22 protein-coding genes are annotated in these 24,813 nt (G+C 74.0%); 6 read left to right on the top strand and 16 right to left on the bottom strand.

Going from position 1 to position 24,813, the window contains the following annotated elements; translation table 11 throughout:
• Nucleotides 1-251: 251 nt before the first annotated feature.
• Nucleotides 252-764, bottom strand: a complete 513-nt coding sequence (locus ACZ6EG_RS27740; protein ID WP_391971203.1) for an EF-hand domain-containing protein — start codon at nucleotides 762-764, stop codon at nucleotides 252-254.
• 134 nt (nucleotides 765-898) lie between these two features.
• Nucleotides 899-1,279 (bottom strand): STAS domain-containing protein, encoded by a 381-nt coding sequence (locus tag ACZ6EG_RS27735; protein ID WP_053132806.1) that lies wholly within the window; start codon nucleotides 1,277-1,279, stop codon nucleotides 899-901.
• A gap of 372 nt (nucleotides 1,280-1,651) precedes the next feature.
• On the opposite strand from ACZ6EG_RS27735, the gene ACZ6EG_RS27730 reads away from it, so the two are divergent.
• Nucleotides 1,652-2,242 carry a sigma-70 family RNA polymerase sigma factor gene (locus ACZ6EG_RS27730; protein ID WP_361015559.1) on the top strand — a complete coding sequence of 197 codons (591 nt, stop codon included), beginning with the start codon at nucleotides 1,652-1,654 and terminating at the stop codon, nucleotides 2,240-2,242.
• Nucleotides 2,239-3,672: a collagen-like triple helix repeat-containing protein gene (locus tag ACZ6EG_RS27725; protein ID WP_469608487.1), complete on the top strand. Its 1,434-nt coding sequence runs from the start codon at nucleotides 2,239-2,241 to the stop codon at nucleotides 3,670-3,672. Before ACZ6EG_RS27730 ends, ACZ6EG_RS27725 begins: the two co-directional genes overlap by 4 nt.
• A 24-nt stretch (nucleotides 3,673-3,696) precedes the next feature.
• On the opposite strand, the gene purU is transcribed toward ACZ6EG_RS27725, so the two are convergent.
• On the bottom strand, nucleotides 3,697-4,590 hold the full coding sequence (gene purU / locus ACZ6EG_RS27720; protein WP_383644605.1) for a formyltetrahydrofolate deformylase: 894 nt from the start codon (nucleotides 4,588-4,590) through the stop codon (nucleotides 3,697-3,699).
• A gap of 112 nt (nucleotides 4,591-4,702) precedes the next feature.
• Complete coding sequence (locus ACZ6EG_RS27715; RefSeq protein WP_391971206.1) at nucleotides 4,703-5,203, bottom strand: SCO4402 family protein; 501 nt, start codon at nucleotides 5,201-5,203, stop codon at nucleotides 4,703-4,705.
• Between the two features lie 117 nt (nucleotides 5,204-5,320).
• Between ACZ6EG_RS27715 and ACZ6EG_RS27710 the strand changes: the two genes are divergently transcribed.
• Nucleotides 5,321-6,640: an ABC transporter substrate-binding protein gene (locus ACZ6EG_RS27710; protein ID WP_469608482.1), complete on the top strand. Its 1,320-nt coding sequence runs from the start codon at nucleotides 5,321-5,323 to the stop codon at nucleotides 6,638-6,640.
• A gap of 44 nt (nucleotides 6,641-6,684) precedes the next feature.
• Here the strand turns inward: ACZ6EG_RS27710 and ACZ6EG_RS27705 are convergent, their stop codons facing one another.
• Entirely contained in the window at nucleotides 6,685-8,469 is a 1,785-nt protein-coding gene (locus ACZ6EG_RS27705) for a hypothetical protein (RefSeq protein WP_469608479.1), read from the bottom strand.
• Between the two features lie 201 nt (nucleotides 8,470-8,670).
• Nucleotides 8,671-10,056 (bottom strand): transcriptional regulator, encoded by a 1,386-nt coding sequence (locus ACZ6EG_RS27700; protein WP_391971209.1) that lies wholly within the window; start codon nucleotides 10,054-10,056, stop codon nucleotides 8,671-8,673.
• Between the two features lie 359 nt (nucleotides 10,057-10,415).
• On the opposite strand from ACZ6EG_RS27700, the gene ACZ6EG_RS27695 reads away from it, so the two are divergent.
• Entirely contained in the window at nucleotides 10,416-11,069 is a 654-nt protein-coding gene (locus ACZ6EG_RS27695) for a bifunctional DNA primase/polymerase (RefSeq protein WP_469608475.1), read from the top strand.
• Between the two features lie 83 nt (nucleotides 11,070-11,152).
• Here ACZ6EG_RS27695 and ACZ6EG_RS27690 read toward each other — a convergent pair whose 3' ends face one another.
• Together ACZ6EG_RS27690 and ACZ6EG_RS27685 are read right to left on the bottom strand one after the other, a co-directional pair.
• Nucleotides 11,153-12,139 carry an alpha/beta fold hydrolase gene (locus ACZ6EG_RS27690; protein ID WP_391971211.1) on the bottom strand — a complete coding sequence of 329 codons (987 nt, stop codon included), beginning with the start codon at nucleotides 12,137-12,139 and terminating at the stop codon, nucleotides 11,153-11,155.
• A 566-nt stretch (nucleotides 12,140-12,705) separates the two neighbouring features.
• A complete protein-coding gene (locus ACZ6EG_RS27685; protein WP_356608343.1) occupies nucleotides 12,706-13,398 on the bottom strand; it encodes a metal-dependent transcriptional regulator in 693 nt (230 codons plus the stop codon).
• 213 nt (nucleotides 13,399-13,611) lie between these two features.
• Here ACZ6EG_RS27685 and ACZ6EG_RS27680 point away from each other — a divergent pair, with 213 nt between their 5' ends.
• On the top strand, nucleotides 13,612-14,367 hold the full coding sequence (locus tag ACZ6EG_RS27680) for an SIS domain-containing protein (protein ID WP_391971212.1): 756 nt from the start codon (nucleotides 13,612-13,614) through the stop codon (nucleotides 14,365-14,367).
• A 34-nt stretch (nucleotides 14,368-14,401) separates the two neighbouring features.
• Here the strand turns inward: ACZ6EG_RS27680 and ACZ6EG_RS27675 are convergent, their stop codons facing one another.
• The 3 genes from ACZ6EG_RS27675 to ACZ6EG_RS27665 all read right to left on the bottom strand — a co-directional run bounded on the left by ACZ6EG_RS27675 (nucleotide 14,402) and on the right by ACZ6EG_RS27665 (nucleotide 17,873).
• Nucleotides 14,402-15,808, bottom strand: coding sequence for a PAS domain-containing protein (locus ACZ6EG_RS27675; RefSeq protein ID WP_391971213.1), 1,407 nt, complete (start codon nucleotides 15,806-15,808; stop codon nucleotides 14,402-14,404).
• A 155-nt stretch (nucleotides 15,809-15,963) separates the two neighbouring features.
• A complete protein-coding gene (locus ACZ6EG_RS27670; protein ID WP_469608469.1) occupies nucleotides 15,964-16,443 on the bottom strand; it encodes a GNAT family N-acetyltransferase in 480 nt (159 codons plus the stop codon).
• A 329-nt stretch (nucleotides 16,444-16,772) separates the two neighbouring features.
• Nucleotides 16,773-17,873: a citrate synthase 2 gene (locus tag ACZ6EG_RS27665; RefSeq protein WP_391971215.1), complete on the bottom strand. Its 1,101-nt coding sequence runs from the start codon at nucleotides 17,871-17,873 to the stop codon at nucleotides 16,773-16,775.
• 302 nt (nucleotides 17,874-18,175) lie between these two features.
• On the opposite strand from ACZ6EG_RS27665, the gene pdxH reads away from it, so the two are divergent.
• Nucleotides 18,176-18,805 carry a pyridoxamine 5'-phosphate oxidase gene (gene pdxH / locus ACZ6EG_RS27660; protein WP_384695924.1) on the top strand — a complete coding sequence of 210 codons (630 nt, stop codon included), beginning with the start codon at nucleotides 18,176-18,178 and terminating at the stop codon, nucleotides 18,803-18,805.
• A 13-nt stretch (nucleotides 18,806-18,818) separates the two neighbouring features.
• Here pdxH and ACZ6EG_RS27655 read toward each other — a convergent pair whose 3' ends face one another.
• From ACZ6EG_RS27655 to ACZ6EG_RS27635, 5 genes are all read right to left on the bottom strand, one after another.
• On the bottom strand, nucleotides 18,819-19,442 hold the full coding sequence (locus ACZ6EG_RS27655; protein WP_366766709.1) for a TetR/AcrR family transcriptional regulator: 624 nt from the start codon (nucleotides 19,440-19,442) through the stop codon (nucleotides 18,819-18,821).
• Entirely contained in the window at nucleotides 19,430-20,164 is a 735-nt protein-coding gene (locus ACZ6EG_RS27650; RefSeq protein ID WP_391971216.1) for an enoyl-CoA hydratase family protein, read from the bottom strand. The genes ACZ6EG_RS27655 and ACZ6EG_RS27650 overlap by 13 nt, the downstream gene beginning before the upstream one ends.
• Complete coding sequence (locus ACZ6EG_RS27645; protein ID WP_469608464.1) at nucleotides 20,161-21,729, bottom strand: 4-coumarate--CoA ligase family protein; 1,569 nt, start codon at nucleotides 21,727-21,729, stop codon at nucleotides 20,161-20,163. Before ACZ6EG_RS27645 ends, ACZ6EG_RS27650 begins: the two co-directional genes overlap by 4 nt.
• Nucleotides 21,730-21,746: 17 nt before the next feature.
• Nucleotides 21,747-22,877 carry an acyl-CoA dehydrogenase family protein gene (locus ACZ6EG_RS27640; RefSeq protein WP_469608461.1) on the bottom strand — a complete coding sequence of 377 codons (1,131 nt, stop codon included), beginning with the start codon at nucleotides 22,875-22,877 and terminating at the stop codon, nucleotides 21,747-21,749.
• Nucleotides 22,878-22,966: 89 nt separating this feature from the next.
• Nucleotides 22,967-24,811: an acetyl/propionyl/methylcrotonyl-CoA carboxylase subunit alpha gene (locus tag ACZ6EG_RS27635; protein ID WP_469608458.1), complete on the bottom strand. Its 1,845-nt coding sequence runs from the start codon at nucleotides 24,809-24,811 to the stop codon at nucleotides 22,967-22,969.
• Nucleotides 24,812-24,813: the final 2 nt, after the last annotated feature.

Here is a 24,813-nt window from a genome sequence, read left to right as displayed (position 1 = left end):
TCGAACAGGCGGGGGCCGGCGGCCGTTCCACCCTGCGGGGCAAGGCGCACACCGCCGCTTCCGGAGCCGCCCCAGGGGCAACTCCGGCACGGCTGGCGCTCGGGACCACTCGCATCCCACACAAGGTACCGGAGTGTGGCGCCGACTCCGGGCCGTGACGGGTCACGCGGTGGACACGACCCGGTATCGACGCTCAGTGACGTGATCGCGCCACGATCCGCGACATCCGGGCGTCGTCGGCCCGGCGGGCGCTACTCGGGCACGGTGAAGTAGCGGGCGAAGGCCGGGACGATCTCCGCCTCCCCCACCGTGCCGTCGCCGTCCGTGTCCAGCGCGGCGGCGACCGACCGGGCGCTGTCCCCGGGCACGCCGAGCGCCGTGAGCACGCGCGCGGCGTCCTCGACGGTGGCGGCTCCGTCGCCGTCGGTGTCGGCGACGGCCAGCGCCGCGTGCAGGAAGGGGCGGGCGATCTCGGCGAAGCGGTCCGGGTTGTCCCGCAGCCGCTTGACCGCCGCCGTGACGAACTCCTCACGGGTGATGCGCTGGTCGCCGTCCCGGTCGGCGATGCCCGCCATGCCCTGCCAGAGCGCCTCCGCGCCGCCGTACAGGGCCTGCCCCTTCTCGGACCGCGCGGCGGTCCCGAACTCGGCGAGCAGCGCCTTGGCCGCCGCGTTGAAGTCCGCGCGGTCGATGTAGCCGTTGCCGTCCTGGTCGAAGGTGGTGAACCGCGCGGCGATCCTGCGCTCGTACTCGCTGTTGACCATTGTTCTCTCCGGCCGCCTCACGTCGGTGGGTGGTCTGCGTCTCGCTCGGAGCGTACGACGCCGGGCGCGGGCGCGGGCGGGTTCCGCGTGTCTGCGCGCCGGGCGGGTGGGTGGTGGGGGTCGCGTGACGGACGCTACGCGGAGAGCGGACGCGGTTCGTCGCCGGTCGCCGAGGCCAGGTCCGGGTGCACGTCGAAGAGCCTTCGCACGCCGAGCGCGCCGAGGACGCGGTTGACGTGGGAACCGTCCACGGCGCCCTGCGCGGGCAGTATCAGGCGCAGCCGGCCCTGACAGGAGCGGATGAGCCGCCGGGAGGCGATCAGCACGCCGACCCCGCTGGAGTCGCAGAACAGGACCTCGGAGAGATCCAGGACGAGGCTGTGCCGCCCCTCGGCCACCTCGTCGTGCACACGCTGCCGCAGCACCGGTGACGTCACCAGGTCCAGTTCGCCCGACACCTGGAGCACGGCCCACTCGCCCTGCTCACCGCCGGTCACATTGAGCGTCACCACCATGCCCTTCATTCGCCGGTCAACGGACGTCCGGAATCACCCGAATCCCACCACATGCTCCTGAAACGGAAGCCGTGCTTACGCTTCTTGGGCGCGCACCTGCCCAGCGGCCGTTCCCGCAAACGCCTCACGGAAAACGGGAGTCGATCGAAAACGGCTTGTTCCAGACCGTTTCGATCCTGTTCGATCGCATCCGGTCGCACGATAGAGGGTAGGGGAGGCACTTATCACCTGCGGGCGGCCGGGGGCGCGCATTGGCACAAAGGGGCGTGCGACGTCGGACGTGCCGACTACATTCGGAGGGACGTCGGCCGCAGGCTGGAGACCGGAACGGGCACGACGCGAGCAGGCGACGGACTGGGGGTGAGAGGCCGCATGGCGAAGAGCGACGCACCGCTGCGCTGGGACCGCAAGATGCAGCAGCGCCTCGCGCGCGGCGAGGCCGCCGCCCTGGGGGAGCTGTACGACCGGTTCGCCTCCCTCGTGCACGGTCTCGCGCACCGGGTGCTCGGTGACGAGAGGGCCGCCGACCGCATCACCCGCGACGTCTTCGCGTACGTCTGGGAGCATCCGGACGCCTACGACCCCCGGCAGGGCCCGCTGCGCACCTGGGTGGCCACGCTGGCGCACCGCCTGGCCGTGCAGCGGCTGCGGGCCACCGAGACGGCCGCCCTGGCCCGCAGCGGCACCGGGACCACCGAGGAGCTGGAGAGCAGGGTGCGCCACGCCTCGGTCGCCGCCCGCGCCGACTACATCGTCCAGTCCATGCCGGCCCCGCTGCGTGCCGCCCTGGAGCTGGCCTACTTCCAGCGCCGCGACTACCGCCAGACCGCCGTCGACCTCGGCGTCACGGAGGACGAGGCCCGCCGCCGCCTCCGCCTCGGCCTCCAGCTCCTCTCCACCGCCCGGGACGCCGCCTCCCCGGGGGCACCGGGGGCGCCGCCGGGATACGGAGGCGCCGCATGAGGGACGCGCACGGCACCCACGACGAGAACGAGAACACCGGGAACACCGAGAACACCGAAGATCCCGGGCAGCCGCACCCCCACGGCAGCCCCGCGAGCCGGCACGGCCCCGGCACGGACGGGCACCGGGCCGATGCCGGGGTCGCGGGAGGTCCGGGAGACCCCGGCCATCGCACAGAGCGCGACGCCCCCGTCGCCCCCGGCAACCCCGCCGACCCCGGCCGACCCGGCGGCGACGCCTCCCCGGCGCGGATACCGCTCCCCCGGGTGTCCGTCGAGGACAGTGGGCGGGCGCTGCCCGACGCGGTGCCGGGCGGGCCGGTCGCGCTGGAGCACCAGGTGCTGACGTCCCTGCTCGGCGCGTGGGCGCTGGCGGCCTGCTCGGCGGAGGAGGCGGCCGCCGTCGAGGAGCACCTCGGCGAGTGCGACCCCTGTGCCGAGGAGGCGCTGCGGCTGCGCGAGGCCGTCGGACTGCTGCAACGCCCGGAGAGCCTCGACCTGGACCCCGCCCTGCGCACCCGCGTCCTGGGGGCCTGCCTGGAACGGCGCCCGCCGCGCATCCCGGTGCCCGAGTGGGCGACGCCCTACGACGCCGAGACGGCACGGCTGGACGCGCTGCTCCAGGACATCGGCGACGCCGAGTGGCACGCGCCGGTCCGGCTGCGCTGGTACGAGGCCGACGGCGCCGCGAGCCGCCGTACCACCGTCGCCGGGGTCATCGCGCACCTGCTGAGCGTCGACGGCCTGGTCGCGGTCGCCCTGGGTCTCGCCGACCCGCTGGGCGACGTCGCCGCGCCCTCCGCCGCCCCGGCCGGCCGCACCGAGGCGTACTGGCGGGCGTCGCACTACCCGCCCACCCGCGCGGTGCGGGCACCCTGGCGCGAGCAGAGCCACGGCATCGTACAAACCGTGTCGTTCACCGGCGAGGCAGGCCGGATGCCGGTGTCCTACGGCGACTTCGAACTGCCGCTGCACGACGCCATGCTGGACCGCGCCTTCGAGTGCTGGGTGCACGCGGAGGACATCGCCGAGGCGGTGGACTACCCGTACGAGCCGCCCGCCGCGCGTCATCTGCACCGCATGATCGACCTGGCGGCCAGGATGCTGCCGGACGTCCTCGCGGCCCGTCGCCGGGACGGGCTGGCCTCGCCGGCCGCCCGCCCGCGCCTGGTGACCGCGGGGGAGCCGGGGCGCAGCCTGCGCCTGGAGATCGAGGGTTCGGGCGGCGGGGAGTGGCTCATCCCGCTCGACTCCCCGGGCGCGCAGGGCTCCGCCGACCACGAGGTGGCCCATGTGGCGCTGGACGGCGTGGAGTTCTGCCGGCTGGCCGCGGGCCACGTGCCTCCGGCGGACGCCGCGGCGGGGCAGCTGGGGGACCGCGAGGCGATCAGGGACGTGCTGTTCGCCGCGGCGAGCCTGAGCAGGATGTAGGAGCGGATCGCCGCCCCCGCGGCCCTAGGCGAAGACGACCGTGCGGCGCCCGTTGAGGAGGATCCGCCGCTCCGCGTGCCACTTCACGGCCCGGGCCAGTGCCTGGCACTCCACGTCCCGCCCGACGGCGACCAGCTGGTCCGGCGTGACGTCGTGCCCGACCCGCTCGACCTCCTGCTCGATGATCGGCCCCTCGTCGAGGTCGGCCGTCACGTAGTGCGCCGTCGCCCCGATCAGCTTGACGCCCCGGGCGTGCGCCTGGTGGTACGGCTTGGCGCCCTTGAAGCTCGGCAGGAAGGAGTGGTGGATGTTGATGATCCGGCCGCTGAGCTGCTTGCAGAGGTCGTCGGAGAGGACCTGCATGTAACGGGCCAGCACGACGAGTTCGACGTTCTCCTCGCGCACGATCTCCAGGACGCGCGCCTCCGCCTCCGCCTTGGTGTCCCGTGTCACGGGGATGTGGTGGAAGGGGATGTCGTAGGAACCCACCAGCTCGGCGAAGTCGGTGTGATTGGACACCACTGCGGCGATCTCCACCGGCAGCGCACCGATCCGGGCCCGGAAGAGCAGGTCGTTCAGGCAGTGCCCGAACTTGCTGACCATGAGCACGACGCGCATCTTCTCGTCGGCCCGGTTGATCTGCCAGTCCATGTGGAAGGCGTCCCCGATCGCCGTGAAGCTGGCGCGCAGCTTGTCCACGGTCACCGGCGCCTCGGCCGAGAAGTGGACGCGCATGAAGAACAGTCCCGTGTCGTGGTCGCCGAACTGCTGGCTGTCCTCGATGTTGCAGCCGGTCATGAACAGGTAGCTGGACACGGCGTGCACGATGCCCTGCTTGTCCGGACAGGACAGGGTCAGGACGTACTGGTCGGCCGGGGCGGCGGCCGGCGGGACGGCGGCGGGGGACGGCTCATTCATGCAGGACAGGGTCCCATATCCGGGCCGCGGGGCCGAGTGGCGTCCCGCCAGGCGGACCCGGGCGCCACGCGGCCGGACCTTGCGGGCCCGCGGGAGGGGCCCGGGTGCCCGCTCAGGCGGACCGGGTCAGGAGGCGCAGCAGCTCCAGCGTGCGCGGCTCCGCCTCCGGGTCCTCGCCGTCGCTGGTGGCCAGCCGCACGTGCGCGTCGCGCGCCGCCCGGACCGCCTCCGGCCAGTCGGGGTGTTCGAGGTAGGCGGTCACCGGCGCGTCCGGCCCCACCTGGTGCATGATCCGCAGCACCCGCAGCACGGCGGTGTCCACGAGCGCCGCCTCCTGCGAGTCCCGGAAGACCGTGCCCACGTACTTCTCGGCGGACCAGTGGTCCAGCCAGGTGTCCTCCACCAGCCGGTAGACCGCGTCCGTGACGTCACCGTAGCCGTCCACACCGGCGAGCCAGACGTCCCGCTGGAAGGCGGGGGCGGAGAGCATGTGCAGCGCGGAGCGCACCTGGCTGCGCCAGCGCCACCACGGCATGTCGTTGAGTGGCATGCCGCCCATGGTGGAGGAGCGGCGGCCGCGACGGGAAGAGTTCTCCGAACCTTGCACGGTCATCGATCGTACGTTCCCCCTCCTCCACGCCTCACCGGCCCCCGCAATTCACCCCGGTGTCACCATGCGTTGACCGCAGGTCACTTCCAGGTTAGCCGTGTGACGGAATCGTGCGGGCACATGACCGGCAGGCGACCCACCCGCAGCACCTTCCTCCGCGGCCTCCGCGGCCGCTCCCGGACATCCCGCACCGGTGTCCTGTCCGCGGGCGCGCTGGTGGCGTGCGCGTCGCTCGCCGTCGGCTGCGGGGTCGTCCCCGGTACCACGGGGGGTTCCGGGGACGACGACCCGATCACCGTCATGACCTGGGCGCCCCAGGACACGGGCGCGACCAACAAGCCCGGCATGCCCGCCTTCGCCCGGGCCTACGCCCGCTCCGTCAACGCCCAGGGCGGGTTCGGCGGACGCAAGCTCAACGTCCTGACCTGCAACGACCACAACGACAGCGTGACCGCCGCGAAGTGCGCCCGCCTCGCGGTCAAGGAGAACGCGGTCGCGGTCGTCGGCTCCTACAGCCAGCACGCCGACTCCTTCCTCCCCGTGCTGGAGGGCGCCGGAATCCCCTACATCGGCGGCTACGGCATCACCAACACGGAGTTCACCAGCCCGCTGTCCTACCCGGTCAACGGGGGCCAGCCCGCGCTGCTGGCCGGCCTCGGCAGCGCCCTCGCCGGCTCCTGCGGGCCGGTCACCCTCGTCCGGCCCGACACCATCGCGGGCGACGAGCTGCCCGTGCTGCTCGACTCCGGGCTCGCCTCGGGCGGTCACGAGCACGCCCACGACCAGCGGGCGGCGGAGGACGCCACCGAGTACGGCGGCCAGTCCGAGCAGGCACTGCGGTGGGCGACCGCCGACTCGTCGGACCGGGGGTGCGTGGTGCCCGTTCTCGGGGACCGCACGGGCATCTTCATGGACTCCTTCCGCCGGGCCCGCGAGGACCACCCCGAGGTGCGGACCGCGACCGTGCTCGGCAGCGTCGACCAGACCACGATCAACGCGAGCGGCGGGGAGTCCGGGCCCTACGAGGGGGCGTACGTCACCGGCTGGTACCCGTCGGTGAGCGACCCCGCCTGGGCCGGGATGAAGAAGGTGATCAAGGAGCAGGCGTTCGGCGACAACGACGTCGACGCGGCGGACGCCGGGGTGCAGACCACGTACATCGCGTACACCGTCCTCAGGAAGGTGGTCGAGTCCCTCGGTGACGGCGAGGTCGGCGCCGACACCGTCCGGCGGGCCCTGGACGGCGGGCTGGAGATCGGCACGGGCGGTCTCACGCCGCCGCTCCGGTGGACGTTCGCGGACAAGCTGGCCTCGGTCGGCTTCCCGCGCCTGGTCAACACCGAGGTGTCGCTGCAGGTCGTACGCGAGGGCCGGCTCGTCTCGGCCCGCCAGGGCACCCTGGACACCACCCGCACCCTGCAGAACGCCGACGTGGCCTGAGCGAACCGCCCGGCCCGGCGCCCGGAGGCGGGGGCCGGGGGCCGTCACAGCTGGGTGGGCTGGCGTTCCGTCAGGCCGTACTCCTTGGCGATGGCGTTCCAGAGCTTGGCGGCCTTCGCCTTCTCCTTGCTCGCCGTGCCGCTCTCCCGGTTGCCGGCCCCCGGGCTGGAGCGGGGCTTGCCCTTCTTGCAGCCGTTCTTGCCGGCCGTCTGGTCGGCCCAGGCCGCGTAGTGGTTGTCGGCCGACGCCGAGGCCTGCCACGCCTTGGTGAGGGCGGTGGTCAGCTCGGAGTGCCGGGGCAGCTTGTCCACGCTCAGCCGGGAGAGGCTGGTGACCAGCCCGGTGCGCTGTTTGGCGGCCTCACGGAGGTCCTTGGCCGCCTGGGGCAGGTTGTCGCAGGTCTTCACGTCGCCCACGGCGTTGATCACCGCGGACCGGCTGTTGCCGCTGTGGGCCAGCAGCTTGTCCAGCTCGACGGCCTGCTGCCGGACCGGGTCCGCGGACGGCGACGCGGAGGCGGAGGCGGACGCGGAGGCGGAGGCCGGGGCGGTGGCGGACACGGTCTGGTTGCCGCCGGTGTCCTCCTCGCCGCCCCCGCCCGCCATCATCGCGCCGGCCCCGACGCCGACGACGGCGATGCCGACCCCCACGGCCGCCAGGAGCGGCAGCCGGGAACCCGTCCGTCCACCGCGGCCGCCGCGGCCGCCGCGGCCGCCGCCGTCCTCGTTCCCGCGCCGCCTGCCGCCGCCGCCACCGCCGGGGCCCTGGGGGGCGTACCCGGACCGGTCGCCGGGGCGCGGCGGCTGCGGCTCGTCGAAGCGGGGCATCTGCTGGGTGGACGAGGCCGGGCTGTCGGCGCCGGGCCCGCTGCGGAAGAGGTTGTCGAACTCGGCGGGCGGCTGGCGGTTCTCCTCACCGCCGGGCGCTCCGTAGGGGGCCGGCGCGGGGCCGCCGGGCACGGGGGCGATGTACTGCGTGGCCTCGGCGTCGGGGTGCGGGGCGGGCGCCGCGGGGGCGGGCCGGTGTCCGGCCGCGTCCTGCGTCGGGTAGTGCTGCGGGGCCCGGCCGAGGAACTGCGTCGACTCGGCGTCGGGCCGGCCGTGCCGGGCGTGCGTCTGCGCGGGTCTCTCCGGAGGCAGCGCCCCCGGTCCCACGGGGGGTATGTACTGCGTCGCGCCCTCGTCCGCGGGTGTCCCGACCGGCGGCAGGAACTGGGTGAGCCCCTCGTCGGCCGACGGCAGCGGTGCGGACTGCTGCTGCGGCGCCCGGGACCCGGCCCCCTGACCCTGCTGCGGGTACGAGGACCCCGCGCCGTAGCCCTGGTCGCCGTACGCACCCGGAACCTGCTCACCGTACGCACCCGCGCCCTGGCCGCTCGCCTGGTCACCGTACGCACCCGGAACCTGGCCGCCGTAGGCCGAGGCCGGGGCGCCGTACGCCGCCGGGGCCTGCGCGCCCTCCGGGGGGAGCGGGCCGGGGCCCGCCTGGGGCGGCAGGGCGCCGGGCGACCGGCCCGGGCCGTCCTGCGCGGGCCAGCCGTGCGCGGCGGGCGGCTGGGCGGTCTCCGGCCGCCCGGAGTCCCAGGGCTGGGCTCCGGCCGGCGTCGGCCAGCCCTGGTCCTGCGCCGGGCCCTGCTGCTGATCGGGACCCCACGGCCGGTCCCAGGCCTGGCCGCCGGGCGGCGCCGAGGGGGGCACGGGCCGGCCGGCCGGGCCGGCACCTGTGCCTGCCAGGCCCGGCAGCAGCGGCTCGCCACCGTCGGAGGGCAGCACGATGCCTTCGCGCGCGGGTCGCGCCGAGGGCTCCTCGCCCTGTCCACTCTGCGTCACCGGGACTCCTACGAATGGGGGACCTTCGGAATCGTCGGCTCACGCTACCGGGTCCCCGGAGCCCACTGCCACGCCGCATGGGGCGTGGACTCCTTCCCTGTGACAGCAGTAACAAAACCGGGCCGCGGCACGCTGTTCACGGTGGCTCGCGCTCACCGTGCCGCCGTTTCCCGTGAGTTCACGTGCGCGCGGCCCTCGCGTTCACGCCGCGGGCTGGAGGTCGAGCCGCGCCCCGAACTCCCTCACCACCGCCTCCTCCCGGTACGGTTCCAGCCGCGCCTGGAAGTCGTCCAGGTACTCGGCGCCCCGGTTCGAGCGGAGCGTCTCCAGGAGTTCCACCGCCTTCGTCGCGGTGGTGCAGGCCTGTTCGATCTCCCGCTGCTGCACCTGGGCGGTGGCCAGCAGCACATGCCCGATGGCCCGCCTGCGCGCCCGTGACTCGGGGTGCCCGTCCAGGGACTCCCGCGCGTACCGCGCCGCGGCGTCGGCCTGCCCGAGGTCCCGGTGGCAGTGGGCCAACTCGTCGGCGAGATAGGCCTCGTCGAAGTGCGCGATCCACACGGGGTCGTCCCCGGAGGACGCGTCGGCCGCGTCCATCGCGGCGACCGCCCGTCCGGCCGCCGTGTGGGCGGCCCGCACGTCGCCGAGGAGCGCGTGGCCGCGGGCCTCGGCCGCGTGGAACATCGCCTCCGCCCGCGGTGTCACCCGCCCCCGCGCGCCCTCCTGCGCCGCGCGCGCCAACTGCGCGATCTCGCGCGGGTTGCCGAGCTGAGCGGCCAGGTGACTCATGGACGCGGCGAGGACGTACCCGCCGTACCCGCGGTCGCCGGCCGCCTGCGCGAGCCGCAGCGACTGGATGTAGTACCGCTGGGCGAGCCCCGGTTGCCCGGTGTCGACGGCCATGTATCCGGCCAGTTCGGTCAATCGGGCGACCGTGGCGAACAACTCCCGTCCGACCGCCTCCCGGTAGGAGCCCGCGAGCAGCCCGGAGACGACGCTGTTCAGGTAGTGCACGACCACCGGGCGCACGTGCCCGCTGCCGTACTGGTGGTCCAGGTCCACCAGCGCCTGCGTCATCGCCCGCACGGCCGCCACGTCGGAGGGCCCCACCCGCGGCCCGGCCGAGCGCGAGACCTGCGAGTCGGGGGCGGAGATCAGCCAGTCCCGGCTCGGTTCGACGAGCGCGGAGGCGGCGACGGAGGAACCGGACAGGAAGTCCCGGCGGCCGACGTCACTGCGCCACAGCTCGCAGACCTGCTCGATGGCGCCCAGTACCGTCGGCGAGAACTGGAGGCCGACACCCGACGCGAGGTTCTTGCCGTTGGCCATGCCGATCTCGTCGATCGTGACCGTGCGGCCGAGCTTGCGTCCGAGCGCCTCGGCGATGATCGCCGGTGCCCGGCCCCGCGGTTGCTGTCCGCGCAGCCAGCGGGCCACGGAGGTCTTGTCGTACCGCAGGTCGAGTCCGTGCTCGACCCCGCACACGTTGACCCGGCGGGCGAGGCCCGCGTTCGAGCAGCCCGCTTCCTGAATGAGCGCCTGCAGTCGTTCGTTCGGCTGCCGCGCGACGAGAGGCCTTGCGGCCATGGCGTAACCCCCATGCGGTCTCTTGCGGTGTCATGCGGTATCGGTGCTGTCCCGGCGGACCGATGGATCCGGCCGTGAAGATCAATGCCCCGTCGATGTGCCGACAATGCGAGACTTGCGAAGCTTGCGAGGATTGCCGGGGCAACGGCCGCCGCCGGCCCCAGACGTGGCTACCCAGCTCCCGCGGTGGATCCTCCCGCGCGCCCCCGAACATGCACCCATGCGCCCCAGGTGCGGAATCGGTGCTCCTCCCCGGCGCAAAGGGCGGGGCGGGGCCCGGCGGGCACGCCTCGGGAGGGCCGGCGCGGGAGACGGGCGGGCCCCCGTAACCCGGGGTGGGCGCGGGAGTTGAGTTCCACGTGGAAGAGACCATCCCGGGCACCGAAGCCGCTCAGATCCCCCAGCAGCGCGGTGCATCGCTGCTGGAGACCGCCGTACGCTACGCCGAGGAGCGCCACTGGGACGTGTTCCCCGGCACCTGGCTCGAAGCCGCCGACGGGGTGCAGCGCTGCTCCTGCGGGGACCCGGCGTGCGCCGCCCCGGGCGCGCACCCGGCGCGCGAGGACTGGGCGACCCAGGCGACGGGCAGCGCCACCGTCGCCCGGCGTATGTGGCAGAAGCAGCCGACGGCGTCGATCCTGCTGCCCACCGGGCGGACGTTCGACGCGATCGACGTGCCCGAGACCGCGGGTTTCCTGGCGCTGGCCCGGATGGAGCGGATGGAGCTGACGCTCGGCCCGGTGACGCTGACGCCGGACCGGCGGATGCGGTTCTTCGTCCTCCCGGGTGCCGCGGCCAAGATGCCGGACCTCGTGCGGCGGCTGGGATGGTCGCCGTCGTCCCTCGACCTGACCGCGCTGGGCGAGGGCACCTTCGTGGCCGCCCCGCCCACGCGGTACGGGACGCGGGGGGCCGTGCAGTGGGCGTGCCGGCCCACCCCGGCGAACCGGTGGCTGCCGGACGTGGAGGAGCTGATCTCACCGCTGGCGTACGCCTGCGGCAGGGACCGTTAGGGCAGTCGCCGCCCGCGCCACGCACCACGGGAAGGACGGCAAGCAAGGCTGACGCCGGCCGCCCTCCCCCGCCGGCGCCCGGGTCAGGACTCCCTGAGGGCGTCCAGGAACGGCTCGATGGCCGCCCGCCACGCCTCCGGCTGGTCGTAGTGGACGAGATGGCCGGCGTCGGCGACCTCCGCGTACTGGCCGCGCGGGAGCACGCGGACCATCTCCTGCGCCTCCGCGCGGCCCAGCTCGCCGTCGAGGCCGCGGACGACCAGGGTCGGGCAGCGGACCTGGGCCAGCTCCTCCCAGTGGGCGTCGTAGACCCACGTCTCCCGGGACCTGAGCATCTGCTCCGGTTCGAAGACGGGCCGCCAGCCGTCCGGGGACTCGGCCATCACCTCGACGTAGAACTCGCCCCGGGCCGGGTTGGGCCGCTCAACCCACGGGTCGTCCTCGCCGAACCACTTGCGCACGTCCGCGAGTGTGGCGAAGGGGACGGGCCAGGCGCGGAACCACTCGGTCCAGGTGTGCTGCGAGGCGGCGCCGAGCGCCGACGCCCGCATGTCGCAGATGATCAGGCCGCGGACCAGGTCGGGGCGTTTCGCGGCGAGCTGCCAGGCGGTCAACGCGCCCATGGCGTGGCCGATCAGGACGGCCGGGCCGAGACCGAGCTGCTCCAGGGCGGCCTCGACGTCCTCGACGTAGGCCTCCCGGGTGTAGGCGCCGCGCGGGGGCTTGTCGCTGCGGCCGTGTCCGCGCTGGTCGAGGGCGACGGCCCGGTGCCGGGCGGAGAGCCAGCGGGCGGTGGGGGCCCAGTGCGAGGCGCGGCCCATCAGACCGTGGAGCAACAACACACCCGGCAGGTCACCCGTGCCGGGGGCGGAGGGCCCGGAGGGCGTGCGCGACAGGGCGCCGCCGCTCCCGTCCGCGCCACCGGAGGCCGTGCCACCGAGAGCCGTGTGTCCGAGAGCCGTGTCTTCGAGGGCCGTGTCGTAGGGCCCGCCGGTCTTGGGAGGGTCGCCGAACTCCCAGGCCGCGAGGCGTACGCCGCCCGCGCCGGTCACGTCGATGCGCCGCGCCATAGGTCCTGGCACCCCCCAAGCTCCGCTCGGACCGCCCGCCCCTGCCGGGCCGGCCGGTCCTGTGAACCGTGTCCTGCCTGCCGTGCCTGTCCTGCTCGCCGTGACCGCCGTCGCGTGCGCGGCCGTCCGACGTCCGCAGAGTATCGAATGCCCATTCGAAGAGGCCGTCTCGCTGAGCAACACCCCTCATTCGAGTGACACCCCTCAGGGATTGATCGTCGCCGCCCAGGGGAGATCTTCAACGGGAGGCGGACCGCTCGGGGAAAACGGTCCGAGGGGATTGACCCTGAGAGCTCGGGGCTCCGGGTCAGCACAGGGGAGGACAGGCCCCGGCGCCACACGGCGCCGGGGCCCTCTCCGTCTCTCCGTCACACCCTCCCCCTCCCCGGCCGGGCGACATCGCTGTCGGCACACGGCCCAGAGCCCCTCAACGTCATATGCCTCGCGCCCAGCCTTGCACGCGACGCCGCCGGGCGCTGCGATTCGGCTCACCGGCTCCCGGAAACGACGGGATCACACCCGTGGCCGGAACGCCCCGCGACGGACGGGACCCGGCCGGCCGGTCTTCAGCGCTTGGCGACGAACACGTGGGAGGCGACCTCCGACTCCAGCTCCGCCGCCTCGCCGCCGCTGCCCACCAGCACCCCGCCCGCCGACTCCGTGACGCTCACCACCGAGCCGGGCCGCACACCCGCCCGGCGCAGCGTGTACATCAGCTGCGCGTCCGTCTGGATCGGCTCCCCGATCCGGCGCACGACGACCGTCTTGCCCTCCAGGCCCGGGTCCAGGTCGGCGAGCGAGACCATGCCCTCGTCCAGGAACGGGTCCGCTCCGTCCGTCTCGCCCAGCTCCTCCAGGCCCGGGATCGGGTTCCCGTACGGCGACTCGGTCGGGTGGCGCAGCAGCTCCAGCACGCGGCGCTCCACGGCCTCGCTCATCACGTGCTCCCAGCGACACGCCTCGGCGTGCACCTGCTCCCACTCCAGGCCGATCACGTCGACGAGCAGGCACTCCGCCAGCCGGTGCTTGCGCATCACGCGGGTGGCCAGCCGACGGCCCTCGTCGGTCAGCTCCAGGTGCCGGTCGGCCGCCACGGACACCAGACCGTCGCGCTCCATCCGCGCCACCGTCTGGCTGACCGTCGGACCGCTCTGGTCGAGCCGCTCGGCGATCCGGGCGCGCATCGGGACCACACCTTCCTCCTCCAGCTCCAGGATGGTGCGGAGATACATCTCCGTGGTGTCGATCAGTCCGGACATTCGTGCCCCTTGATGAGATTGCCGGAGGCTACGGCCCACCGGCGCGTGCGCTGGCCCTGGAATTCAATTCTGACGCATACCACCGACAACCGTGCCTCACCGCGGAAAGCCGGGCCCCGGCGGCCCGGGCGGGCGTCCCCGACACCGTATTGACACCGCAGTGGTCCAGACCGCACGGTGATCCGCGACACAGCCACACCTAAGGGGTCCCGCATGAGCGACCGCAAGCCGGCCGGCCAGTTCATCGACGCCGCGATCGACCTCCTGCGACGCGTCCGCGACGAGGAGGCCGACGCCATCGAGGCGGCCGGCACGCTGCTCGCCGACACCGTGCAGAACGGTGGGCGGCTCTTCGCCTTCGGCGCCGGTCACTCCTCGCTCGCCGCCCAGGACACCGTCTACCGCGCCGGCGGGCTCGCCCTGATGAACCTGCTCGCCGTGCCCGGCGTCGTCGGCGTCGACGTCATGCCCGCCACCCTCGGCTCCGCCCTGGAACGCGTCGGCGGCCTCGCCGGCGTGGTGCTGGACTCCTCGCCCCTGCGCGAGGGCGACGCCCTGGTCGTCATCTCCCTCTCCGGGCGCAACGCCCTGCCCGTGGAGATGGCCCAGAACGCCCGCGCGCTGGGGGTGCGGGTCATCGGCGTGACCTCGGTGGCCTACGCCGCCGAGACCACGTCACGGCACTCCTCCGGCACCTTCCTCAAGGACCACTGCGACATCGTGCTCGACTCCAAGATCGCCGTCGGCGACGCGGAACTCACGCTCGACACCGTCCCGGCGCCCTTCGCCCCCGCCTCCACGGTCGTCACCAGCGCCCTGATGCAGGCCATCACGGCCACGGCCGCCACCGCCCTCGCCGACCGGGGCATCGAACCGCCCCTGCTGCGCTCCGGCAACGTGGACGGCGGCCCCGAGTGGAACGAGCGGGTACTGGACCAGTACCGCGACCGGATCTTCTACCGACGCTGACCCGCCCGCCCGGGCGGCACAGGCGCCGCCTCCGCTACCGCTTCCCCACCGCACCGGCCAGGTCCAGCACCGCCGCGATGCGCACGGCCACGTCCTCGGCGTACATCGCGTCGGACCGCTCGAACGCGCTCCGCCCCGAGCCCCGCAGGAACGTCACGACGCCCAGCGTCCGGCCCCGGCTGCGCAGCACCGCGCACAGGCCGTGCACCGTGTCCGCCGGCCACTGCCGGGCCGCCGCCCACTCACGCACCCGCTCGGCCGGCACCGCCCGCACACCGGCACTGGCCCGCACCGAACCCGCCCGCTCCACGCACTGCACCGCCGGGTGGCTCGCGCCGTAGCGCACCGGCATCCCGGTCGTCCCGGCCGGCACGCTCGGTCCCGGCGCACCGGACGGCGTGGCCGCCACCCGGACCAGCCGGACCGGCTGCGCCGGGTCGGCGTCGGTGTCCGCCACGCCGCCCACGATCCGGTCGACCAGCGCGTGGTCGGCGAACCCGGCGAGCGCGAAGTCCAGGTGGACGACCGCCGCCTCCGCCGGGTCCTCGCACTCGGCCGCCGCCCGCGCCGCGCGGTGCAGCTGGTTGGCCCGGAACCGCAGCAGCGCCGCGTCCTGTTCGACCTGCTTCGACTCCGTGACGTCCTGGAACAGCCAGCCGACACCCAGCGGCACCGGCTCCTCCGCCAGCGGCGACGCCAGCCGCACGAAGCCGCTGCGCCAGCACCGGCGCCGCTCGCCCTCCGCGGTGCGCACGCTCACCCAGACCTCGGCGGGCCCCGGCGGCGTCCCTTCCGCCAGCACGTGCGTCAGCGCGCTCTCCAGCTCCTCCACGCCCTGGGCGAGCAGGTCGCCGAGCGGCCGGCCCAGCACCGACGTACGCCCGGCGCCCAGCGCCCGGGCCGCGTGGGCGTTCACCACGGCGGGCCGCAGATCCACGTCCACCAGCACCACGCCCCAGCTCGCGTCCTCCAGGAGGGCCTCGCTCAGCGCGATGGAACGCTCCAGGTCGATCTGGGCGTGCACCTCGCTGAACGCGCAGTACACCCCCGCGGGCCGGCCGTCGGGGCCGCGTACGGCCGCGGACTGGGTGCGCACCAGCACCCGCCCGCCGTCCTTGGTCAGCAGCGCGAACTCGTGCACCTGCCGGCCCGGCGCCCGCATCGCGGACAGCAGCCGCTGCTCGACCTCACCGGCGTCCGCCCGGCGCACGGCCCAGCCCGCGAAGCCCTGCCGCCCCACGGCCTCGGCCGCGGTCCAGCCCAGGATGCGCTCCGCCTCCCGGTTCCAATGGGTGACGACCCCGTCCCCGTCGAAGGCGCACAGGGCCGCGTCCATGCCGTCGAGCAGCGCGGCCAACAGGTCCGCGCCGTCCCGCTCGGGCTGCTCCGGCTCGTCCGGCCCCAGCTCGTCGGTGATCCCACTACTCCGGGAAGCACTCACCTGGACCCCCTGCAGGCTGCGTCCGCCGTACGGTACGTCGGCTCGCTCACTGGCCTTCACTGGCCTTCATTCAACTCGAACGTGATGCAGCACACACCGAGTTCCCACAAGATTGCGAAAATCGTTGTACTGCGGAAACTCGGCATACGCCCCCGTCATGCGGGGCGTCGGGCGAGCCGCAGATCGACCCATTCGTCGCTCTCGCCGTCCAGCACGTACCGCTCGCGTTCCACGAACCCGCGCGCCTCGGCGAACCTCAGCCCCTCGGTGTTCGCGGCCAGCACCACGGTCTCCACCGCCCCGGCACCGAGGGCGCGCGCGTGCGCCATCCCCGACGCGTAGAGCGCCGAACCGATCCCGCGGCCGCGGTGGCCGGGCAGGACCCGGGCGATCACGGTCGCCACCCGCTCCTCCCCCTGGGGCGGCCGCACGGTGGAGCAGCCGACGAGCACGTCCCCGAGGTAGGCGTTCTCCAGCCGGTACCGCCCGGCGCGCTCCCGCGCCTGGTCCGGACTCATCGCCGCGGGCGGCACGGTCACGTTGTGGACGTGCCGCCACTCCTCCACCATGGCGACCCCGTCCACGGCCTCGACCCGCAGCCCCGGGACCGACGGCTCCCCCTGTCGCTGTGTCATGCGCCGAACGGTAGGTGACCAGCGCGGACGCGTCCATGGGAGACCGCCGGCGAATCGACCGTGAAAACCGATTGATCGGACGCCGACCGGTTCCTAGGCTGTGCGGTACACGAGAAGGGAGGTGGTTCGGCAGATGTATGAGAACCGGACGCGTGAGGTGGCTGCGGGCTAGCGGCCCGTCACCACACGGAGTGCGGTGCCGGACCAGCGCGTGACAGACGCGTGCAGCCGGCCCAATCCCAGCAGTCACCCGACCCGCGAGTCGCCGGTACGTCCGGCCGGCTCCTCCACTGGAGGAACCAGACTCGCGGGTCGTCTGCGTTCGCGGGTCAGTGCGCGATGCCGGCGTACCCCTCGATGTCGCGCGGATCGCGGGGTCCGGGGCCGACGTAGCGGGCGGAGGGGCGGACCAGGCGGCCGGTGCGCTTCTGCTCCAGGATGTGCGCCGACCAGCCGGCGGTGCGGGCGCAGGTGAACATCGAGGTGAACATGTGGGCCGGGACCTCGGCGAAGTCCAGGATGATGGCGGCCCAGAACTCGACGTTGGTGGCCAGCACCCGGTCGGGGCGGCGGGCGTGGAGTTCGGTCAGGGCGGCCTTCTCCAGGGCCTCGGCGACCTCGAAGCGCGGCGCGCCCAGTTCGCGGGCGGTGCGGCGCAGGACGCGGGCGCGGGGGTCCTCGGCGCGGTAGACGCGGTGGCCGAAGCCCATGAGGCGTTCGCCCGCGTCGAGGGTCTTCCTGACGTAGGCCTCCGCGTCGCCGGTGCGCTCGATCTCCTCGATCATGTGCAGGACACGCGAGGGGGCGCCGCCGTGCAGCGGGCCGGACATGGCACCCACCGCTCCGGAGAGGGCCGCGGCCACGTCGGCGCCGGTGGAGGCGATGACGCGGGCGGTGAAGGTGGAGGCGTTCATGCCGTGCTCGGCGGCCGAGGTCCAGTAGGCGTCGACGGCGGCGACGTGCTTGGGGTCGGGTTCGCCGCGCCAGCGGATCATGAAGCGTTCGACGACGGAGCCGGCCTTGTCTATCTCGCGCTGCGGGACCATGGGCAGGCCCTGGCCGCGGGCGGACTGGGCGACGTAGGACAGGGCCATGACGGCGGCGCGGGCGAGGTCCGCGCGGGCCTGCTCGGCGTCGATGTCGAGGAGGGGTTTGAGGCCCCAGACGGGGGCGAGCATGGCGAGGGCGGACTGGACGTCGACGCGGATGTCGCCGGAGTGGACGGGGATCGGGAAGGGCTCGGCGGGCGGCAGACCGGGGTTGAAGGCGCCGTCGACGAGCAGACCCCATACGTTGCCGAAGGAGACGTGGCCGACGAGGTCCTCGATGTCGACGCCGCGGTAGCGCAGCGCGCCGCCCTCCTTGTCGGGTTCGGCGATCTCCGTCTCGAACGCGACGACTCCCTCGAGCCCGGGTACGAAGTCGGACATCAGCGGCTCCTCGTGATCGTGATGTGTGGCGACCGGTGCGGAGGCGGTGCGGCGCCCCCGTGGACGCTCGGTCCCTCGGATCCACGGTCGTGTCGACGACTCGCGGTCCTGGCGGTCACCCCTGTGATGCCCCGTACGGTCGGCGTTCATCCGACCGGAGCGGGAGCAAGCACGATATCCCCGAGTGACACGCTTGGGGAGGGGGTGCGGCACTCAGTGCCACGCAGTGACCAAGAACATCGCCGGTACGGCAGGATGGCGGCGTGACCGATCGCGACGCCGCTCCCTTCGATCTCCCCTCGATGCGCAAGCAGTACCGGGCCGACGGACTCGCCGAGACCGAGCTGGCCGCCACGCCCGTCGAGCAGTTCGCGCGCTGGTTCCGGCAGGCCGCGACCGAGGGCGGGCTCTTCGAGCCGAACGCCGTGGTCGTCTCGACGGCCGACGCGCGGGGGCGGCCCAGCTCCCGCACGGTGCTGCTGAAGCACTTCGACGAGCAGGGGTTCGTCTTCTACACCAACTACGGCTCCCGCAAGGCGCGCGAGCTGGCGGAGAACCCGCAGGTCTCGCTGCTGTTCCCCTGGCATCCGATGGCCCGGCAGGTGATCGTCACGGGCGTCGCGGAGCGTACCGGGCGGGACGAGACCGCCGCGTACTTCCGCACCCGGCCCCACGGCTCCCAGCTGGGGGCCTGGGCCAGTGTCCAGTCGTCCGTGGTGACCGGGCGGGACGCCCTGGACGCCGCGTACGCGGAGCTGGCCGCGCGGTATCCGGAGGGCGAGCAGGTGCCGGTGCCGCCGCACTGGGGCGGGTTCCGGGTGGTGCCGCGGGAGGTGGAGTTCTGGCAGGGGCGGGAGAACCGGCTGCACGACCGGCTCCGGTACGTGGCGGAGGCGGACGGGGGCTGGCGGGTGGAGCGGCTCAGCCCCTGAGGGACGGGACGGCTCAGCCCAGCGCCTCGTCCAGCAGCCGCGCCCACTGGTCGACCACCCGTCGCCGACGGGCCGCGTCGTCGGTGAGGAGGGTGGCCAGGCCCAGGCCGCGGGCCATGTCGAGGAGGCCCTGGACGGTCTCGCGGACGCCGGGGCGGGTCTCGTCGGCGCCGAGGAGTTCGACGGCGATGCGGTGGCTCTCGCGGCCGACGCGGGCCTCCAGCTCGGTCACCCGGCCCCGCAGCTGCTCCTCGTCGGAGGCGGCGACCCACAGGTGCAGGGCGGCCCGGAACAGGGGGCCGGTGTAGAGGTCGACCAGGGCCGAGACGACGGCCCGGCGGTCGTCGGCCGCCGTGCCCTCGGGGAACAGCGCGCGCAGGGCGCCGGAGCGTTCCTCCGCCACGTACTCCACGGCGGCCGTGAAGAGGTCCTCGCGGGTCGGGAAGTGGTGCTGGGCGGCGCCGCGGGTGACACCCGCGCGTTCGGCGACGACGGAGACCGTGGAGCCCGCCCAGCCGCGTTCGGCGAGGCAGGCCACGGCCGCTTCCAGGAGCCGCTGCCGGGTGGCCCGGCTGCGGTCCTGCTTGGGAACACGCTCCGCGCCGGCCGTGCCCACGGCGCCGCTCACACCACCCATTCCGGATCCCGTCGTTCGAGGAAGGCCGTCATCCCCTCGCGGGCCTGCGGGGAGGCGAACAGCCGGGCCGAGAGCGCGGCCAGCTGGGCCGCGTCCCGGTCGAAGGCCTCCAGCACCCTAGCCGTGAGCAGCCGTTTCGTCTCGGTCAGCGCCTGCGGTGAGGCGCGGCGCACACCGTCCAGGACGGGTTCCAGTACGGCGTCCACGTCGTCGCCCGCCGCCGTGACCAGGCCGATCCGGGCGGCCTCGGCGGCGTCGAAGCGCTCGCCTGTGAGGTAGTAGCGGGCGAGGGCGCGGGGGTCGGTGCGGGGCAGCAGGGGCAGGGAGATCACGGCGGGGGCCACGCCGATGCGGACCTCGGTGAAGGCGAACGTCGAGTCGGTGGAGGCGCCCGCGATGTCGCAGGCCGCGAGCAGGCCGAGGCCGCCCGCGCGGACGTGTCCGGTGACGCGGGCGACGACCGGCTTGGGCAGTTCGACGATGCCGCGGACCAGGCCGACCAGGGCGTCCGGGTCGGGCGGGTCGCGCAGGTCGGCGCCGGCGCTGAAGGTGTTGCCGGTGTGGGTGAGGACGACGGCGCGGACGTCCGGGTCGCGTCCGGCGTCGGTGAGGGCGGCGGCCAGGTCGGTGACGAGGGCCGCCGAGAGGGCGTTGCGGGTGTGCGGGGAGTCGAGGGTGAGGGTCGCAACGCCGCGTGCGCGGGAGCGGCCGAGCGCGGTCACCGGCTGCCTCGCAGTTCCCGGCGGAGGATCTTGCCGCTGGCGGACCGGGGGACGCCTTCGACGAAGGTGACCCGGCGGACGCGTTTGTAGGGAGCGACGCGCTCGGCGACGTACAGCATGATCTCGCTCTCCGAGAGGTCGGGCGCGGTCGGCCGGCGCACCACGTGGGCGTGCGGTATCTCGTTGCCGTCGTCGTCGTGGGCGCCGACGACGGCCGCGTCGGCGACGCCGGGGTGGGTGAGCAGGAGGGCTTCGAGTTCGGCGGGGGCCACCTGGAAGCCCTTGTACTTGATCAGTTCCTTGACGCGGTCGACGACGTACAACCAACCGTCGGCGTCCACGTGCCCGACGTCCCCGGTGTGCAGCCAGCCGTCCTCGTCGATGAGGGCGGCGGTGGCGTCGGGGCGGCCGAGGTAGCCCTTCATGACCTGGGGCCCGCGGATCAGGATCTCGCCGGACTCCCCGACGCCGAGGTCCTTGCCGGAGTCGTCGAGGGAGACGATGCGCATCTCGGTGCCGGCGACGAGCCGGCCGACGGTGCCGGGCGGTGCGTCGCCCATGGCGTCCAGGGGGACGACGTGGGTGCCCGGGGACAGTTCGGTCATGCCGTACGCCTGGCCGACGGGCGGCAGACCGAGCCGCCGCGAGCAGGCGGCGGCGAGCTGCGCGTCCAGGGGGGCGGCGGCGCTGAGGACGTACGTGAGGGAGGAGAGGTCGTAGTCGGCGACGAGGGGGTGCTTGGCGAGGGCGAGGACGATCGGCGGGGCGACGTACAGGCCGGTGATGCGGTGGTTCTGGATGGCCGCGAGGAACTGCTCCAGGTCGAAGCGGGGCAGGACGACGACGGTGGCGCCGAGCCGCAGCGGGGCGTTCATGAGGGCCGTGAGCCCGTAGATGTGGAAGAACGGCAGGACGGCCAGGATGCGTTCGCCGGGGCCGGCGGGCACCAGGGGTTCGAGCTGGGCGAGGTTGGTGGCGATCTGCCGGTGGGTGAGCATCACGCCCTTGGGGGTGCCGGTGGTGCCCGAGGAGTAGGGCAGCGCGGCGATGTCCTCGGAGGGGTCGAGGGTGACGGAGGGTTCGGGTGCGGTCGAGGCCAGCATGTCGGCGAGCGAGCGGTGCCCGGGGGCGCTGTCGCAGACGAAGATCTCCTGGACGCCGCCCGCGAGTGCGGCGGCCCGGCGGGCGGTGTCCAGCAGGGGTGAGACGGTGACGATCCAGCGGGCCCGTGAGTCCCCGAGCTGCCCCGCGAACTCCTCGGCGGTGGCGAGCGGGTGCACGGTGGTGACGGAGGCGCCGGCGCGGGTGGCGGCGTAGAAGGCGAGGGGGAAGGCGACGGTGTTGGGGCTGTGCAGGGCGAGGACGTCGCCCTTGCCGACGCCGGCCTCGGCGAGGGCGGCGCTGACCCGCCGGTGGAACCGGTCGACCTGCTCGTAGGTGAGGGTGGTGCCGTCGGTGCCGTCGATCAGCGCCGGGGTGTTCCCGAAGGCGGCGGCCCGGCCGAGGACCGCGTCGTGGATGGGCAGGTCGACGGGCGGGACGGCTGCGTACTGGCTGCGGAACACGGTTCCTCCAGGGCGGGCTAGTACGACTTGGGCAGGCCGAGGGTCTGGTGGGACACGTAGTTGAGGATCATCTCGCGGCTCACCGGCGCGATCCGGGCCACGCGCGCCGCCGTGATCAGCCGGGCGAGCCCGAACTCGCGGGTGAGGCCGTTGCCGCCGAGGGTGTGCACGGCCTGGTCGACGGCCTTCACGCAGGCCTCGCCGGCCGCGTACTTGGCCATGTTGGCGGCCTCGCCGGCGGCCGTGTCGTCACCGGCGTCGTAGAGGTGGGCGGCCTTCTGCGTCATCAGACGGGCCAGTTCCAGCTCGATGTGGGCCTGGGCGAGGGGGTGGGCGATGGCCTGGTGGACGCCGATCGGGGTCTTCCACACGGTGCGTTCGCGGGCGTAGTCCAGGGCGCGGGTCAGCGCGTAGCGGCCCATGCCGATACCGAAGGCGGCGGTCATCACGCGCTCGGGGTTGAGGCCGGCGAAGAGCTGGAGCAGGCCGGCGTCCTCGTCGCCGACGAGGGCCTCGGCGGGCAGCCGCACGTCGTCGAGGGTCAGCTCGAACTGCTTCTCCTCGGCGTTCAGTTCCATGTCGAGCTGCCGTCGCTCGAAGCCGGGGGTGTCGCGGGGGACGATGAACAGGCAGGGCTTGAGCCGGCCGGTGCGGGCGTCCTCCGTGCGGCCGACGATCAGGGTGGCGTCGGCGATGTCGACGCCGCTGATGAAGACCTTGCGGCCGGTGAGGAGCCAGTCGGTGCCGTCGCGGCGGGCGGTGGTGGTGATGCGGTGGCTGTTGGAGCCGGCGTCGGGTTCGGTGATGCCGAAGGCCATCAGGCGGCTGCCGTCGGCGAGCGCCGGGAGCCACTCCCGCTTCTGGGCCTCGGTGCCGAAGCGGGCGATGACGGTGCCGCAGATCGCCGGGGAGACGATCATCATGAGGAGGGGGTTGCCGGCGGCGCCCATCTCCTCCAGGACGAGGGAGAGTTCGGTGATGCCGCCGCCTCCCCCGCCGTAGGCCTCGGGCAGGTTGACGCCTATGTAGCCGAGCTTGGCGGCCTCCTGCCAGAACTGCCGGTTGTCGGAGCGGGGGTGGCTCCGGGCGAAGGCGGATACCGCTGCGCGGAGGGACGTGTGCTCTTCGGATTCGAGGAGGGGGGTCATCTCTGTGCTCCTTCGGGTCGGGTGCGGGATTCGTCGTGGCTTGTCGCGCTCACGCGGCGCAGCCGCATGTTCCATGCAGTCCCGCGCCCCTAGGTCTCCTGCACCACCGCCAGGAGCGAGCCGACCGTGACCTGCTGGCCGGGGACGACCTTCAAGGTCGTCAGGGTGCCGTCGGCCGGGGCGGTGATCCGGTGTTCCATCTTCATCGCCTCCAGCCAGAGCAGGGGCTGGCCCGCCTCCACGCGTGCACCCTCCGTCACGCCCTCGGCGACGCGGGCGACCGTGCCGGGCATGGGGGCGAGGAGGGAGCCGGGGGCGTGCTCGGCGGCGGGGTCGGGGAAGCGGGGCAGGGCGGTGAGGGTGGTGGAGCCGACGTGGACGGTGTCGCCGTAGCGGGCGATCTCGAAGCGGCGCCGTACGCCGTCGGTCTCGAGGACGACGGAGCGGGCGTCGGCCCGCACCACGCGTACGCCTTCCGCGGTGAGGCCCGCGCGGGTGTGGTGGTAGCGGACCTCGTGTTCCTCGCCGGCCAGGGCGTACCGCTTGACCTGGGGCGCCGAGGGCAGGTTGCGCCAGCCACCGAAGCGGCCCGCGCGGGCGCTCGCGTCGGCGAGGGCGGCGGCCAGCGGGGCGAGGGGGTCGGGGGCGGGCTCGGTGAGGGCGGTCAAGTGGCGTGCGTAGAAGCCGGTGTCCATGCGGGCGGAGGTGAACTCCTCGTGGCGCAGGGAGCGGACGAGCAGGTCCCGGTTGGTGACCGGGCCGTGGATCGCCGCCCGTTCCAGGGCCCCGGCGAGCCGCCGGACGGCCTCCGCGCGGGTGGCCGCGTGGGCGACGAGCTTGGCCAGCATCGGGTCGTAGTGGACGCCGATGTCGTCGCCGTCGGTGTAGCCGGTGTCCAGGCGGATGCCGTCCGGGACGGCGAGGCGGTGCAGGCGGCCGGTCTGCGGCGCCCACCCGTGCGCCGGGTCCTCGGCGTACAGGCGGGCCTCGACGGCGTGGCCGCGCGGGGGCGGCGGCTCGCTCCCCAGGGCGTGGCCCTCGGCGACGCGGAGCTGGAGGGCGACCAGGTCGATGCCGAACACCGCCTCCGTGACGGGGTGTTCGACCTGCAGGCGGGCGTTCATCTCCAGGAAGTGCGCGTGGCCGTCGGCGACGAGGAACTCGACGGTCCCGGCCCCGGTGTAGTGCACGGCGCGGGCGGCGCGGACGGCCTGCTCGTGCAGGTCCCGGGTGAGGGAGGCGTCCAGGCCGGGGGCCGGGGCCTCCTCGATCACCTTCTGGTGGCGGCGCTGGAGGGAGCAGTCGCGGGTGCCGAGCACCCACACCGTGCCGTGGGTGTCGGCGAGGATCTGCACCTCGACGTGGCGCCCGTCCTCCACGTACGGCTCGACGAAGACCTCGCCGTCGCCGAAGGCGCTCGCCGCCTCCGCGCGGGCGGCGGTCAGTTCGGCGTCGAGGTCGGCGAGCCGCCGTACGACGCGCATGCCGCGCCCGCCGCCGCCGGCCGCCGCCTTCACCAGCACCGGCAGGTCGGCCTCGGTGACCTCGCCGAGGGGGGCGATGCCCATCAGTTCCTTGGCACGGGTCTTGGACGCCATCGCCTCGATCGCCTCCGGCGGCGGCCCGATCCAGGTCAGGCCCGCGTCGGTGACGGCCCGCGCGAAGCCGGCGCTCTCGGAGAGGAAGCCGTAGCCGGGGTGCACGGCGTCGGCGCCGGCGGCGAGCGCGGCCTTCACGATCAGGTCGCCGCGCAGGTACGTGTCGGCAGAGGCGGTGCCCGGCAGGCGGACGGCCGCGTCCGCCACGCGCGCGTGGAGGGCGTTCTCGTCGGCGTCGGAGTGCACGGCGACCGTCCGGATGCCCGCCTCGCGGCAGGTGCGGAAGATCCGGCAGGCGATCTCGCCCCGGTTGGCGACGAGGACGGTGCGGATCACAG

The organism is Streptomyces sp. NPDC041968 (genome assembly GCF_055589025.1).
This window is presented reverse-complemented; position numbering and strand designations above follow the sequence as displayed.